This is a genomic window from Lysobacter sp. K5869, from assembly GCF_018847975.1.
Taxonomy (GTDB): domain Bacteria; phylum Pseudomonadota; class Gammaproteobacteria; order Xanthomonadales; family Xanthomonadaceae; genus Lysobacter.
Window position 1 is genome coordinate 2,044,460 of sequence record NZ_CP072597.1, and the last position, 13,923, is coordinate 2,058,382.

The window sequence follows — 13,923 nt, forward strand, 5'->3', positions numbered from 1 at the left end:
CGGCCTTTTCGTTGTGGGGCATCCCCCTGTAGGAGCGGCGCGAGCCGCGACCGCGACAACGCAGCTGCGACGAACGTTTCTATCCCACGCATGTCGCGAGAGTTGTCGTTGCTTTTGCTGCGGTAGGGCGCGTTCGTCGTAGTCGCGTTGTCGCGGTCGCGGCTCGCGCCGCTCCTACATGGGCAACGGCGTTACCAGCGACGCGACGGCGGATCGGCCACGAAACCGTCGGGAAACGCGCGCGGCGTGTCGGGGCGATAGACCGGATCGCGGTAGCGCGGTACCACGCCGCGCGCGACCAGCGCAGAGTAATCGTCGTAACGCAGTTCCACCACCTGCGCCGGCGAGCGTGAGGCGCGCACGAATTCGGTCTGCGACACCGGCGACCATTCGCGCGCGCCGTGGCCGGTGCCGATGGTCTGCGCGGCGGTATCGGCGACCGATTCGCGCGAGCGCTCGGCCGCCGGCGCGGCGGGCGCGGCGTTGCCGTAACGGCCTTCGGACTTGGCCGCGTCTTCCGCGCGGCCTTGCGCCGGATACGGATACGGGGGATACGGACGCGGCGACGGATACACCGGCGGGCGATAGACCTGACGTTCCTGGAACACCGCCGCACCGATCACGCCGACGTTGTCGGGACGGCCGGTGCGCGCGGCGTAGCTGTCGCCCAAGTCGGTGAACACGAACTGGGCGACGTCGTCGAGCGACTTGCGCCAGCCGTTGATTTCGGTGGATTGCCAGGCGTCGAGCACATAGCCCGATTGCGACGGGCTCGCGGTCTGGCCGCTGACCGCGTTGACGCCGTCCACCGACAGCACCACCAGCACGCGCTGGCCGGTGTTGTTGGTCAGGCGCACCGAATAGCGGTGGCCGGGCGCGCCGGCGATCCATTGCTGGCCGCGCCAGGACCAGTTCGGCAGCCAGTCGCCGCTGTCGCGGTCGATCACCGCCAGATCGACCAGCGGGCGGGCCTGGACCGGGGTGCAGGCGCCGGCGGTCAGCGCGGCGGCGGCGAGCAGGGCGAATGAGCGGAACATGGCGGGTCTCCTGTGGGGCCGCGCGCGGCGCGGCGGGGCCGGGTACGCAGGCTGCTAACGCGGCCGCGGCGGCGGTGGGGTTAGCGGCGGCGGACCGGGGCGGACGCCGGGCCGCGCCGTTTGCCGGCGGTTTAGCCAATCCGCGGCGGTCCGCACTCTGCGCGCGGCGCGAGCCGCTACACTGGCCGATCAGGCTCCACCGCAGATTCCTCATGACCCAGACCCGCGTTCTCACCGGCATCACCACCTCCGGCACTCCCCACCTCGGCAACTACGTCGGCGCGATCCGCCCGGCCGTCGCCGCCAGCCTCGACCCCGGCGTGGAGAGCTTTTATTTCCTGGCCGACCTGCATGCGCTGATCAAGGTGCAGCAGCCCGAGCGCGTGCAGCGCTCGACCCTGGAAATCGCCGCGACCTGGCTGGCCTGCGGCCTGGAACCGGACAAGGTGTGGTTCTACCGGCAGAGCGAAATCGTCGAGATCCCCGAACTGGCGTGGTTCCTGACCTGCGTCGCCGGCAAGGGCATCCTCAACCGCGCCCACGCCTACAAGGCCGCGGTGGACAAGAACGACGCCGAAGGCGTGGACGAGGACGCCGGCATCACCGCCGGATTGTTCATGTACCCGGTGCTGATGGCCGCCGACATCCTCGTGTTCAACGCGCACAAGGTGCCGGTGGGCCGCGATCAGATCCAGCACATCGAGATGGCGCGCGACTTCGGCCAGCGCTTCAACCATCTCTACGGCGAGCATTTCGTCCTGCCCGAAGCGCTGATCGAAGAAAGCGTGGCGACCTTGCCGGGCCTGGACGGCCGCAAGATGAGCAAGAGCTACGACAACACCATTCCGCTGTTCGCGCCGCGCGAGCAGCTCAAGAAGCTGATCTATTCGATCGTCACCGATTCGCGCGCGCCCGGCGAGCCGAAGGAGACCGAAGGCTCGGCGCTGTTCCAGATCTATCAGGCCTTCGCCAGCGAGGAGGAGACCCAGGCCATGCGCCGGGCCTTCGCCGAGGGCATCGCCTGGGGCGAGGCCAAGCAGGCCTTGTTCGAGCGCATCGATACCGAGATCGCGCCGCTGCGCGAGAAGTACGAAGCGTTGATGGCGCGGCCGCAGGACATCGAAGCGATCCTGATCGACGGCGCGCAGCGCGTGCGCGAGCGCTACGGCAAGGCGCACATGCGGCGCTTGCGCGAAGCGGTGGGCCTGCGCGATTTGTCCACGGCCGGCGGCATTTCGCTGAGCGAGGAAACCAAGGCCGAAGCGGTGCCGGTGTTCAAGCAGTACCGCGAGGCCGACGGGCAGTTCTACTTCAAGCTCGCGATCGAGGACGACGTGCTGCTGCAGAGCCGCGGTTTCGCCGCGCCCAAGGACATCGGCCAGTTGATCGGGCGGGCCAAGTCCGACGCGTCGGCGCAGACGCTCGACGCGTTGTTGGCGGCGAGCGAAGCGGTCGACGCGGACGCGCGCGAGCGCGTGGCGCGGGCGCTGGACGCGATCCGCCGCGCCGAAGAAGCCGCGCGCGCGGCCAAGGCCGCCGCACAGGAGCGCGCCGCCTCGTGAGCCGCTTCGTCGAGCTCAATCTGGCCTTGATCCTGTTCCTGCCGTGGTTCGCGATCCTCGGCGCGCTGTTCTGGCTGTATCCGCGGCGGCCGCGCAACCCGGCGCGCAAGCTGTTCGATGCGGTGTCGCTGGCGGTGTCGGTGTGCGCGTTCGTGCTCGCGGTGCATTGGGCGCATTTGCATGCCGGGCACGATTACGGGGCGATGTGGCCGCAGATTCTGGCGACCTCGCTCGGTTACGGCGTGTTCTTGGCGGTGCTGGCGTTGGCGGTGGCGCTGCGGTGGCGGTGGTTGCGCGGGGTCAAGGACTATCGCGATTGAGGTAGGCCGCGGCGCCGCGTTGCCGCGACGCTTATCGCCGTCGACATCGAGCCGCCCTTGCCTGAGCGTCGTTCCCGCGAGCGCGGGCTCCGTTCCTTTTCGTCGAAGTCGGACATCCGGAGACTTCGGATTCGTGCCGCGATAAAGCCCTGGATTCCCGCGTTCGCGGGAATGACGTTGTGGTCGGGCCTAGGGGCGGATGGCGGGAGCCGGTGCGGCCGTCGGGCGCATCGCGACCCGTGATCCGACCAAAGCCGCATCGCCGCGAACGCGCGCGCCGGCCTAGACTGAGGGCCGGCCCCAGCCCCGCCATCGCCCATGAGCGCAGCCCTCGCGTCCGCCGACCACGGCATCGTCACCGTCGATACCGGTTTTCAGCGGCCGATCTTCGACGCCGCCTATCTGCTGATCGAGAACGGCCGCGCCGCGTTCGTCGATTGCGGCACCCAGCATTCGATTCCGGCCTTGCTCGGCGCGCTGGCCGCGCACGGGTTGACCCCGGCCGAGGTCGATTGGCTGATCCTCACCCACGTCCATCTCGACCACGCCGGCGGCGCGGGCGCGTTGATGCGGCGCTTGCCGAACGCGCGTCTGGCGGTGCATCCGCGCGGCGCGCCGCACATGATCGATCCCTCGCGTCTGGTCGCCGGCGCCACCGCGGTGTACGGCGAGGAGGAGATGGCGCGCAGCTACGGCGAGATCGTGCCGATTCCGCAGGAGCGCGTGGTCGTCGCCGACGACGGCTACGTCGTCGATCTCGCCGGCCGTCCGCTGCTGTGCGTGGACACGCCCGGCCACGCCCGCCATCACCTGTGCGTGTGGGATCAGCGCAGCCGCGGCTGGTTCACCGGCGACACCTTCGGTTTGTCGTATCGCGAATTCGATTCGGCGCGCGGCCCGTTCGTGCTGCCGACCAGTTCGCCGGTGCAGTTCGAGCCCGAGCCGCTCAAGCGATCGATCCGCGCCTTGCTGGCGCGCGATCCGGCGGGGATGTATCTGACGCATTACGGCCGGGTCGGCGACGCGCAGCGCTTGGGCGCGGAGCTGATCGAACAGATCGACGCGATGGTGGGCATGGCGCGCGCGGCCGCGCAGCCGGGCGGCGAAGGCTTGCACGAACGCCTGACCGCCGCGCTCGCCGATTATTTCGCCGCCCGCGCGCGCGAGCACGGCAGCCCGCTGAGCGAGGCGCAGGTGCGCGCGGCGCTGGCGATCGATGTCGAGCTCAATGCGCAGGGCTTGGAGGTGTGGTTGGCGCGCGGCGGCTGAGGCGTTCGGATCGCAGCCGTTGGGGCGCGCAGCGGCATCCGGGCCGCCCGCCCGACTTGGCCGCGTAGGCGCCGCCCAAAGCCGCCGGTCGATAACAGTCCGCTCGAACCGATGCCGGAAGACGGAACTCAAGCTGCGGCTCGTCGCGGGCGGCGACCGAAAGCGATCCGGCGGCTTAACGCGCCTAATTAGGCTGGACGATCCCCTCGACCGCCGTCACGATCGCTGAATCGCCGCCGCAGTAGCCTCCAAGAGCCCGAGCCGAGGCCGTCCGCCCACCGTGTCCCGCCCCCGCCCGCTGCACGCCGTCCCCGATCCGCCGCCGCCCGCGGACGAAGCCGCGCGGCTGCTGGCGCTGAGCGCCTACGGCCTGCTCGACAGCGTGCCGGAGAGCGCGTACGACGACATCGTCCGCCTCGCCGCGACCCTGTGCGATACGCCGGCCGCGGCCATCGCCTTGCTCGACCGCGAGCGGGTCTGGTTCAAGGCCCGCGTCGGCGTCGCGCCGGGCGAGTTGCCGCGCTCGCATTCGATCTGCTCGGAGCTGATCTGGCGTTCGCAGCCCGACCGTTTGTTGGCCATCGAAGACGTCGGCGCCGATCCGCGCTTCGCCGCGCTCGGCCTGAGCCTGGAAGACGGCCGCGCGCTGCGCTTCTACGCCGGCGCGCCGCTGTGGACGCCCGACGGCCATCCGCTGGGAACGATCTGCGTGCTCGACGCGCAGCCGCGGCAATTGCGCGCGGCGCAGGCCGAAGGCTTGGCCGCGCTGGCGCGGCAGATCCAGCATTTGTTCGAGTTGCGCCGCTACGCGATGGAACAGCGGCGCTTGCTGTCGGAGCGCGAAGCCTTCGCGCTGCAATTGGAACGCGCGCAGGCCGATCTGCAGCTGCGCAACGAGGAACTGTTGCACAGCGCCAGCCACGACGCGCTGACCGGCTTGCTCAACCGCACCGCGCTGGCGCAGTTGCAGGGCAGCCCGGAGACGATGCACAAGCTCGGCCGCGTCGCCTACACGCTGATGCTGATCGACGTGGATCATTTCAAGCAGGTCAACGACCGCCACGGCCATCTGCTCGGCGATCGCGCCTTGCGCGCGGTGGCCGACGCGGTGGCCGGTTCGATCCGCGAGGGCGATGTCGCGATTCGCTACGGCGGCGAGGAATTCCTGGTGGTGCTGCCGGGCACCCGGCTGGCCGCGGCGGCCGAGGTCGGCGAGCGCATCCGCGGCCGCGTGGCGCGTTCGTCGCTGCCGTTCGCGCTGACCGTGTCGATCGGCGTGGCCGCGGGCGAGCCGGGCCGCGACGCGCCCGAGCAGGTGTTCGACCGCGCCGATCAGGCGCTGTACCGGGCCAAGGCCGGCGGCCGCGACCGCTTGGTCGCCGACGACGGTTGAGCCGCAGGGCCGCCGCGCCGGCTCCGGCCGGGCGAACGCGCGACGGCCACGGCGACGCAATGTTGACGCAATGCCGGTGCGGACAATCGAGGCAGACCCGCATCGGAGCCCCGTCCGCATGAGCAGCCAGCCCCTGTCCCCCGCCGTCCGCGCCGCGCCGGAGCGCGCGCGCGGCGATTACTGGTCGTTCCTGCGCTCGTGGTCGCGCGCACCGGGCCGGGTCGGCGCGATCGCGCCGTCCGGCGCGGCGCTGGCGCGGCTGATCACCGCGCAGATCGACGCCGGCACCGGCCCGGTGTTGGAACTCGGCCCGGGCACCGGCGTGTTCACTCGCGCCTTACTCGAACGCGGCGTGGCCGAGCGCGATCTGACCTTGCTCGAATACGGCCCCGAGTTCGCGCAGCTGCTGAGCGAACGCTTCCCGCAAGCGCGCGTGCTGTGCGCCGACGCGCGCCGCCTGCGCCGCGCGCGCCTGTTCGGCGACGCCGGCGCCGGCGCGGTGGTCAGCGGCCTGCCGCTGCGCAATCTGCCGCCGCGGCAGCGGTTGGCGGTGCTGCTGGGCGCGTTCGCGCAACTCGGCGAGGACGGCGCTTACTACCAGTTCACTTACGGATTGAGCTTCCCGCTGCCGCGCGCGTGGCTGGAGCGTTACGGCTTCAAAGTCCAGCGCCTGGGCACGGCGCGGCTGAATCTGCCGCCGGCCTCGGTGTACCGGGTCACCCGCCGCCGCGATTGGCGGCGGATGGGCGTGTGAGCGGGCCCGCCGATGGCACGATACGCAACGGACGCTGTCGGGCGATGATCGGCGCATGCGCATACTGTTGATCGAAGACGAACCCGAACTGGCCGCGGCGCTGAGCGCGGCGCTCAAGCGCTACGGCATGGTCGCCGACCTCGCCGCGACCCTGGCCGAAGGCGAGGCCGCGGCGGCGAGTCAGGCCCACGATGTGATCGTGCTCGACCGCGGCTTGCCCGACGGCGACGGTCTGTCGCTGATTCCGCGCTTGCGCGCGCGCGGCCTGGACACGCCGGTGATCGTGTTGACCGCGCGCGGCGATCTGGCCGACCGCGTGGTCGGCCTGGATGCCGGCGCCGACGATTATCTGGTCAAGCCGTTCGCGGTCGAGGAACTGCTGGCGCGCCTGCGCGCGCTGCGCCGGCGCCCGCCGCGCGCGGAGACCGACACCGTGCGCATCGGCCGGCTCGCGTTCGATCTGGACGCGCGCACCGGCGAAGTCGACGGCCGCGCGCTGGAATTGCCGCGGCGCGAATTGCTGCTGCTGGAAGCGCTGCTGCGCCGCCGCGGCCGCACCGTGCTGCGCGAGACCATCGAGCAGGCGGTGTACGGCTACGACGACGAGATCCAATCCAACACCCTCGACGCCCACGTCTCGCGCTTGCGCCGGCGTTTGGCCGAGGCCGGCGCGGGCGTGGAGATCCACGGCATCCGCGGCGTCGGTTATCTGTTGCGGGAGAGCGCATGAAGCCGTCCAGCTCGCTGCGCGGGCGCTTGCTGTGGCGCATGCTCGGCCTGCAATGCCTGTTGTTGACCGCGTTCGGCGTGCTGGTCGCGCTGAGCCTGCACGCGGCCAACGTCGCCGTGGACGAAGACAACGCGGTGGAAGTTTTGCAAGCCGCGTTGCAGCGCGACGCCGCCGGCCGCCTGAGCCTGCGCGATACCGCCGACTTGCGCGAGTTGCGCGAGGAAATTCCGCGGCTGTGGTACGTGATCCGCGACGAAGACGGGCGCGAATTGCGCCACGGCCCGGTGCCGGCCGAATTCGCCGGCATCGGCGGCGCGCTCGATCAGGTCAGCCAGGCGCGCCTGGGCTATTTGTTCGGCGACGACCGCATCGCCGGCGCGCGGCTCAAGCGTGTGGACGCCGGCTTCGGCCCGGTGCGCATCCTCACCACCGAGAAGGGCCGGGTGATGTCGGCCTCGCGCCTGATGTGGATGACGCTGTCGCTGTTCGCCACCTTGATCCTGCCGCTGCTGGCGGTGATGGCGTTGGTGACCGCGATCGCCACGCCCAAGGTGGTGCGCTGGTCGCTGCGCAGCCTGGAGCCGGTGATCGAACACGCGCGCGCGCTCGACGTGGAGCGGCGCGGCGCGCGCCTGCCCGAGGCCGGCGTGCCCGACGAGGTGCGGCCGCTGGTGAGCGCGGTCAACGGCGCGCTGGCGCGTTACGACGAAGGCTTCGAGCGGCGCCGGCGCTTCCTCGCCGACGCCGCGCACGAACTGCGCACGCCCATCGCCATCCTCAGCGCGCGCCTGGAAGCGATGCCGGCCTCGCCCGAACGCGAGCGCTTGCTGCAGGACGTGGCGCGCATGTCGGTGCTGGCCGAGCATCTGCTGGACCTGCAACGCCTCGACCGCACCGAACCGTTGCTGGAGCCGCTGGACCTGGGCGATCTGGGCCAGCGCGTGGCCGCCGATCTGGCGCCGCTGGCGATCGCCGCCGGCTACGAACTCGCCTTCGACGCGCAGGCCGCGCCGGTGCCGGTCAACGGCGACGCGCTGGCGCTGGAGCGGGTGTTGGTGAACCTGGTGCAGAACGCCATCGAATACGGCGGCAACCGCGGCACGGTGACGATCCGCGTCGCCAGCGAAGGCAGCGACGGCGTGGTCGAAGTCTGCGACGAAGGCCCGGGGATCCCGCCCGCGCACCGCGAGCATGTGTTCGAGCGCTTCTTCCGCTTACAGCCGCACGAGCGCGGCGCGGGCGTCGGTTTGAATCTGGTCCGCGACATCGTGCGCCTGCACCGCGGCGCGGTGACCGCGACCGACGCGCAAGGCGGCGGCGCGTGTTTTCGGGTGGCGTTGCCGTTGGCGGCGGCGAAGCGGGGAGCGGGCGGCTAGGAGATAGCGGATAGGAGGTAGCGGATAGGAGATAGGAGGTAGCGAAAAGCGGCGACGCGGCTTTTGCTCTTCGCTATCTCCTATCTCCTATCCGCTACCTCCTGCTCCATTATTCCCAAACCGTGGGAGCCGCCCCCACCTCCGGATGATGCATCTTCACCACGCAGAACCGATGCCCGGTCGGGGCTTCCATCACCCACCAGCGCTTGACGAACTTGACCTTCTTCGCGCCGAGCTTCTCCAGGCGCGCGGCTTCGGCGTCGATGTCGTCGGACTCGATGTCCAGGTGCACGCGCGAGGGATGATCGACTTTCTGCACCGCGATGTAGAGCTGCGAGGGGTGTTTGTCCAAGCTGACGTAGAGCGCGCCCTCGTCGTCCTCGGCTTCGCCCGGCGGCAAGCCCAGCGCGCCGCCCCAGAAGCGAGCGGCGGCGTCGATGTCGCCGGTTTCGCAATCGATGATGAAACCGGCCAAGCGGCTGCGGTGCGCCATGTGCTGTCTCCGAGACGAGGGGACGGCCAGACTGCCGCGTTCGCGCTCGCGGCGGTAGTGCCTGCGCCCGCGTTCAGCGCGCCGGATACTCGCGTTCGTGACCGTCGCCGTCGACCGCGCGCTCGGCGGCTTGCCGGTACAGCGCGTATTCGGCACGGTTCATAGCGAAATTCTGCAGCGCGAACACCGCGGCGTTGCGGGTTTCGCCGTCGCTGCGCGGGTCGCCGGCGAGCGCGAGCAGAGCGTCCTTGAGCCGGTCCGAACGCGCGCCGCTGGCGTTGATGCCGGCGATGGCCGCTTGCCGCACCGAAGCGTCGCTGTCGAGGATGGCGCGGTGCAGGATGTCCTCGTTGTCGCCGGATTTGTTCCACTGCACCGATTGCAGCACGCTGCTGGCGCGCACCGAAGGGTCGGGGTGGCGGCGCAGCGCGTCGAGGCGGTTGAGCACGGGCGCGGCGTCTTCGCTGGCGATCACGGTGGGGGCGAGCATGTCGACCAGTTGCTTGAGCATCGCCGGGTCGCGTTCGTCCTGCAGCTGGCGTTGCAGCAGTTCGCGCACTTCGGCGACATCGAGCGGGAAGGCCTTGAGCAGGTCGAGGCCGAGCTGGCGCTGGCGCGGATCGCCGCTGTCGGCCAGTTCGCGGCCGGCGCGCAGCACGTCTTGGTTGGCCACGCCTTGCAGCACCGCGAGCAGGGCGCCGCGGCGGTCGAGTTCGGTTTCGTAGCGGTAGTTGCCGAGCAGTTCGCGCAAATACGCCGGGTCGCGGCGCGCGCGCTGGATGTTGCGGTCGAAGCCGTCGCCGCCGCGCGCGGGGTAGGTGTAGGCGGACAGGTCGGCGCCGCGTTGCAGCGACGCAGCCGGCGCGGCTTGCGCCGGCGCGGCGCGCGAGCGCGCGGACGCGCCTTCGGGCGCGACCGAGGCGCGGGTGAGCGAACTGCCGACGATACCGCCGAACACGGCGGCGGCGAGCAGGGCGCTGGTGAATTGCAGCGGGTTCTTCATGCGGTGCGCTCCTGCGTGAGCTTGGAAAGAATCGCGGCGGCGGCATCCGCGCCGCCGCGAGAGGCGATGCTTCGCGATCAGCAATCCGGCGCGACGCGGCCGTCGGAACCGGTGAAGGTGTACGCGTCGGGGATGTACTTATTGGTCCCGGCGGCGCCGATGTTGTTCCAGAGGTTGCTGGTGCCGTAGGTGCCGGTGATGGTCTCGCCGGTCTTCTGGCAGCGGATGGTTACCGCGCTGCCGTTGGCGAGCGAATCGACCACGCTGTAGCTAGTGCCCGGGCCGGAACGCACGTTGAGCGCGCTGCCGGCGGTGCGCACGGTGCCGGCGGCGCCGCCGGGCGCGGTGCCGCAGCTGTTGCGGCTCTTGTAGGCGACTTCGTACTGGTCGTAGACGATGGTCGAGCCGTTCCAAACGATCTTCTGATCGTCGCCGTTGAGCCGCTGTTCGTAGTGCAGGTGCGCGGAGATGCTGTTGCCCGGGCGCGTGGTCTTGCCGAGCGTGCCGATCTTCTGGCCCTGCTGGACGTTGGCGCCGTTGGCGATGGAAATGCTGTCCAGGTGCGCGTACCACGTGGTCCAGCCGCCGCCGTGGTCGATCACGATCAGCTTGCCGTAGCCGGTGCCCGGATGCGGGTTGTAGGTGGTGGCCTTGCCGGCGGCGGAGGCGACGATGGGCGAGCCCAGGTCGGCGTCGCTGAGCGGGCGCGGCTTGTGGTTGAGATCGACGGCGTAACGCAGTTGGTGGCCGGAATAGGTGTCGCCGTACCAGGTCTGGTTGCAGGCGAAAGGCATCTGGAAATTCGGGCGCGCAGCTTGCGCGGCGCTCGCGCACAGGCCGAGGCTCAGCAGCGCCAGCAGCGGAGTCAGGCGCGCGCGGCGGCGCGGCATCGAAGCGGTGATCGGCATGACGGAAACCTCTTGAGCGTGGATGGGGTGCTGCGGAGAGGCCCCGGTTACGTGGGTGCCGAGGCGGGTGCGGCGTGGTGCGGTGTCGCGTTTGCGTTGCGGCGGCGGCATCGGCGCGCTGGTGCGCGTCTGTGTCGATGCGGCCGGCTAAGCGGCGATCAGCAATCCGGCGCGACGCGGCCGTCGGAGCCGGTCTGGGTGTAGGCGTCGGGGATGTACTTGTCGCTGCCGGCCGGGCCGATGTTGTTCCACAGGCTGCTGGTGCCGTAGGTGCCGCTGATGGTTTCGCCGTTCTTCTGGCAGCGGATGCTCACCGCGCTGCCGTTGGCGAGCGAGCCGACCACGCTGTAGCCGGTGCCCGGGCCGGAGCGCACGTTGAGCGCGGTGCCGCTGGTGCCGACCGTGCCCGGCGCGCCGGAGCCGCCGCCGCCGCAGCTGTTGCGGCTGGTGTAGTTGCGCTTCTCGAAGTAGCGCAGCGCCACGCCGTTCCACTTCGCCTTCTGCACCGCGCCGTTGTAGATCTGTTCGTAGTGCAGGTGCGGGGCGAGGTCGTACTTGGCGCTGGAGTTGCCGACCAAGCCGATGCGTTGACCTTGCGACACGCGGTCGCCGGCCGAGACCGAACGCGACTGCAGATGCGCGTGCAGGGTCTTCCAGCCGCCGCCGTGGTCGATCACCACGTAATGGCCGTAGCCGGTGGTGGTGGAGTACATCGAGGTCTGCACGGTGCCCGCGGCCGAAGCGACCACGACCGAGCCGGCGGTGGCGCCGCCGCCGGCGGGGCGGTTCATGTCGACCGAATTGGCCGGGCTGTGGCCGTCCCAGGTGTTGGCGACCCAGACGGCGTTGCACGCGAACGGCATCTGGAAGTCGGGCGCGGCCTGGGCGGTGCCGGCGGCCAGGGCGCAGCCGGCGAGCGACGCCAGCGCGAGCGCGCGGCGTGAGCGGTGGTTCATGGTGGATCCTCGCTAGGTGGAAGCTGGGCGTCCGCGCCGGTGGGCCGGGCGGAGCGCTCCGGCGCCGCGCCGGGCCGGTTCAGGGGCCGGACTGGCGGGCGCCGGAGTCGCATACGGCACGCTAGCGATATTCCCTGTCGCTTTCCTGACGGAATTTATTATTCCTAGATGGGCAAGAAAAAACCGCCGTGATGGCGGTCGCGGTTGGGGCGGCGGCCCTCACCCCAACCCCTCCCCCGCAAGCGGGAGAGGGGCTCGAGCGGGCTGGGGAATCATGGAGCCGGGCGGGGTCTATGCCTCGTCCCTTGGCCCGAACGCAGAGCGTTCGGGCGTTCGGGGCTGCGATCAGTTGGCCCGCGCCAGATCGTCGATCATCGCCTTCAAGAACCGCGCCGCCTCGCCGCCCGTGCAGGCGCGGTGGTCGAAGGTCAGCGACAGCGGAATGACCTTGTGCGACTCGAACCCGCCCATCACCGGCGTCATCTGATGGCGGCCCTTGCCGGCGGCGACGATCGCCACCGTCGGCGGCACCACCACCGGCGTCGCGTAGCGGCCGGCGAACATGCCGAAGTTCGACAGCGAGATGGTGTAGCCGGTCAGCTCCGAGGCCGGAATGCTGCGGTCTTCCACCTGCGCGCGCAGGCGGTTGATCGCCTCGCGCACGCCGCGCGGGTCGAGCACGTCGGCGTTGCGCAGCGCCGGCACGAACAGGCCGTCGTCGGTGTCCACGGCGATGCCGATGTCGACTTGCGGATGCAGGGTGCGGGTGAGCTTGTCGCCGTCGAACCAGGCGTTGAGCGCCGGCACGGTCTTGCACGCGACCACGATCGCGCGCACCAGGCGGCCGGTGATGTCGTTGCCCGGCAGCCAGGCGTGGATGTCGGCGTCGTCGGCGAGCGTGGTCGGCACGACCTTGCTGTGCGCGTCGGCCATCACCCGCGCCATGTTGCGGCGCACGCCCTTGAGCTGCTCCGGCTGGCCGGTGACGGCCGCGCCCGGCGGCTGGGTGCGCATCGGCCGGCCCGACTGCGACAGCGTGCTGCGCGCGGGCGCGGCGACCGGCGCGGGCGCTTCGGCCACGGCGGCGGCGCGCGGCGCGACCGCGGCGGCCGGCGCGGCGCCGACCTTGGCCGAACCGTCGGCGGCGGCGCGCTTGACGTCGTCGTTGCTGACCGTGCCGTCGGCGCCGGTGGCGCGCACGCGGCTCAGATCGACGCCGAGCTTGCGCGCCAGCGCGCGCACCGCCGGCATCGCCTTGACCCCGCCGACCGCGACCGCTTGCTCGCTGCGCACGGCGTCGGAGGACTGCATCGCGCCGACTACGGTGCCGCTGTCGGCGCGTTCGTTGCTTTCGGCCTTGGCCGGCGTTGCGGAGGCGGGCGCGGGCGCGGCGGCCGGCGCGGCGTGGCCGCCGCCGTGATGGTGGCCGGTGTCCTGGCCGTCGGCGCGCTGCGGCAGGTTCGGATCGATCTCGAACTCGGCCAGCATGGTGCCGGTGACGACCACATCGCCGGCCGCGCCGGCGAGCTTGAGCACCTTGCCCGACACGGGCGAGGGCACCTCGACCACGGCCTTGGCGGTCTCCATCGACACCAGCGTGTCGTCGAGGCGGATCGTGTCGCCGACCTTGACCGCCCATTCGACGATGGTCGCGTCGGGCAGGCCTTCGCCGAGGTCGGGAAGCAGGAAGGTCTTGGTATCGCTCATTGCCGGTTCGTCCCTAAAAATTTTTGAATGTTGGATTCTGGAAAGTTGTCGTCGTCGGCGCGGCGCGGCGGTTCAGTCCAGCAGTTCCAGCGCGCGCGCCGGAACCCAGCCTTCGCGGCCGCGCGCATCGCGCGCCCACCACCACTGCGCCAGCTCGTCGCGCAGTTGCAGGACTTGCCCCGCGTCCGCGTCGAGTTCGAGCGTGTCGTAATCCGCCAGCGCCGTGGCCGGGCCGCGTTGCGCGTCGAACAGCGACGCCGGCGCCCAGCCGCCGAGCCCGTCGGCCTGGACCGCCCACACGAACTGCGGCCAGTCCGCGTCGCGTTCGCCCAGGCTCAACGCGTCGCCGCGCGCGATCCGGATCGCGGGGCGATCCGGCGCGCGGTGCTCGGCGATGACCCGGGCCAGACGCATC

At 70.9% G+C, this 13,923-nt stretch carries 14 protein-coding genes; 7 read left to right on the forward strand and 7 right to left on the reverse strand.

Annotated features, from left to right (window positions below; translation table 11 throughout):
- Positions 1-191: 191 nt before the first annotated feature.
- Entirely contained in the window at positions 192-1,037 is an 846-nt protein-coding gene (locus tag J5226_RS08800) for a hypothetical protein (protein ID WP_215839544.1), read from the reverse strand.
- Positions 1,038-1,249: 212 nt separating this feature from the next.
- Between J5226_RS08800 and J5226_RS08805 the strand changes: the two genes are divergently transcribed.
- From J5226_RS08805 to J5226_RS08835, 7 genes are all read left to right on the forward strand, one after another.
- Complete coding sequence (locus J5226_RS08805; protein WP_215839545.1) at positions 1,250-2,599, forward strand: tryptophan--tRNA ligase; 1,350 nt, start codon at positions 1,250-1,252, stop codon at positions 2,597-2,599.
- Positions 2,596-2,919: a hypothetical protein gene (locus tag J5226_RS08810; protein WP_255323036.1), complete on the forward strand. Its 324-nt coding sequence runs from the start codon at positions 2,596-2,598 to the stop codon at positions 2,917-2,919. Before J5226_RS08805 ends, J5226_RS08810 begins: the two co-directional genes overlap by 4 nt.
- A gap of 318 nt (positions 2,920-3,237) precedes the next feature.
- A complete protein-coding gene (locus J5226_RS08815) occupies positions 3,238-4,188 on the forward strand; it encodes an MBL fold metallo-hydrolase (RefSeq protein ID WP_215839546.1) in 951 nt (316 codons plus the stop codon).
- A 280-nt stretch (positions 4,189-4,468) separates the two neighbouring features.
- Complete coding sequence (locus tag J5226_RS08820) at positions 4,469-5,581, forward strand: sensor domain-containing diguanylate cyclase (RefSeq protein ID WP_215839547.1); 1,113 nt, start codon at positions 4,469-4,471, stop codon at positions 5,579-5,581.
- 118 nt (positions 5,582-5,699) lie between these two features.
- Complete coding sequence (locus J5226_RS08825; RefSeq protein ID WP_215839548.1) at positions 5,700-6,335, forward strand: methyltransferase domain-containing protein; 636 nt, start codon at positions 5,700-5,702, stop codon at positions 6,333-6,335.
- A 55-nt stretch (positions 6,336-6,390) separates the two neighbouring features.
- Complete coding sequence (locus J5226_RS08830; protein WP_215839549.1) at positions 6,391-7,065, forward strand: response regulator transcription factor; 675 nt, start codon at positions 6,391-6,393, stop codon at positions 7,063-7,065.
- Positions 7,062-8,441, forward strand: a complete 1,380-nt coding sequence (locus tag J5226_RS08835; RefSeq protein ID WP_215839550.1) for a HAMP domain-containing sensor histidine kinase — start codon at positions 7,062-7,064, stop codon at positions 8,439-8,441. The genes J5226_RS08830 and J5226_RS08835 overlap by 4 nt, the downstream gene beginning before the upstream one ends.
- 109 nt (positions 8,442-8,550) lie before the next feature.
- Here J5226_RS08835 and J5226_RS08840 read toward each other — a convergent pair whose 3' ends face one another.
- From J5226_RS08840 to J5226_RS08865, 6 genes are all read right to left on the reverse strand, one after another.
- Positions 8,551-8,934 carry a VOC family protein gene (locus tag J5226_RS08840; protein WP_215839551.1) on the reverse strand — a complete coding sequence of 128 codons (384 nt, stop codon included), beginning with the start codon at positions 8,932-8,934 and terminating at the stop codon, positions 8,551-8,553.
- A 73-nt stretch (positions 8,935-9,007) separates the two neighbouring features.
- Complete coding sequence (locus tag J5226_RS08845; RefSeq protein ID WP_215839552.1) at positions 9,008-9,937, reverse strand: HEAT repeat domain-containing protein; 930 nt, start codon at positions 9,935-9,937, stop codon at positions 9,008-9,010.
- Between the two features lie 77 nt (positions 9,938-10,014).
- Positions 10,015-10,845, reverse strand: coding sequence for a M23 family metallopeptidase (locus tag J5226_RS08850; RefSeq protein ID WP_215839553.1), 831 nt, complete (start codon positions 10,843-10,845; stop codon positions 10,015-10,017).
- A 158-nt stretch (positions 10,846-11,003) separates the two neighbouring features.
- Positions 11,004-11,801: a M23 family metallopeptidase gene (locus J5226_RS08855; RefSeq protein WP_215839554.1), complete on the reverse strand. Its 798-nt coding sequence runs from the start codon at positions 11,799-11,801 to the stop codon at positions 11,004-11,006.
- 345 nt (positions 11,802-12,146) lie between these two features.
- The gene (locus J5226_RS08860) at positions 12,147-13,508 is read right to left on the reverse strand and encodes a dihydrolipoamide acetyltransferase family protein (protein WP_215839555.1); all 1,362 of its coding nucleotides are present in this window, start codon (positions 13,506-13,508) and stop codon (positions 12,147-12,149) included.
- A gap of 72 nt (positions 13,509-13,580) precedes the next feature.
- Complete coding sequence (locus J5226_RS08865) at positions 13,581-13,922, reverse strand: SH3 domain-containing protein (protein ID WP_215839556.1); 342 nt, start codon at positions 13,920-13,922, stop codon at positions 13,581-13,583.
- Between the last annotated feature and the right edge of the window lies 1 nt (position 13,923).

Coding starts and splice junctions, on each gene's coding strand:
- J5226_RS08800 (WP_215839544.1), bottom strand. CDS start 1,037: ATGTTCCGCTCATTCGCCCTGCTCGCCGCCGCCGCGCTGACCGCCGGC.
- J5226_RS08805 (WP_215839545.1), top strand. CDS start 1,250: ATGACCCAGACCCGCGTTCTCACCGGCATCACCACCTCCGGCACTCCC.
- J5226_RS08815 (WP_215839546.1), top strand. CDS start 3,238: ATGAGCGCAGCCCTCGCGTCCGCCGACCACGGCATCGTCACCGTCGAT.
- J5226_RS08825 (WP_215839548.1), top strand. CDS start 5,700: ATGAGCAGCCAGCCCCTGTCCCCCGCCGTCCGCGCCGCGCCGGAGCGC.
- J5226_RS08830 (WP_215839549.1), top strand. CDS start 6,391: ATGCGCATACTGTTGATCGAAGACGAACCCGAACTGGCCGCGGCGCTG.
- J5226_RS08835 (WP_215839550.1), top strand. CDS start 7,062: ATGAAGCCGTCCAGCTCGCTGCGCGGGCGCTTGCTGTGGCGCATGCTC.
- J5226_RS08840 (WP_215839551.1), bottom strand. CDS start 8,934: ATGGCGCACCGCAGCCGCTTGGCCGGTTTCATCATCGATTGCGAAACC.
- J5226_RS08845 (WP_215839552.1), bottom strand. CDS start 9,937: ATGAAGAACCCGCTGCAATTCACCAGCGCCCTGCTCGCCGCCGCCGTG.
- J5226_RS08850 (WP_215839553.1), bottom strand. CDS start 10,845: ATGCCGATCACCGCTTCGATGCCGCGCCGCCGCGCGCGCCTGACTCCG.
- J5226_RS08855 (WP_215839554.1), bottom strand. CDS start 11,801: ATGAACCACCGCTCACGCCGCGCGCTCGCGCTGGCGTCGCTCGCCGGC.
- J5226_RS08860 (WP_215839555.1), bottom strand. CDS start 13,508: ATGAGCGATACCAAGACCTTCCTGCTTCCCGACCTCGGCGAAGGCCTG.
- J5226_RS08865 (WP_215839556.1), bottom strand. CDS start 13,922: ATGCGTCTGGCCCGGGTCATCGCCGAGCACCGCGCGCCGGATCGCCCC.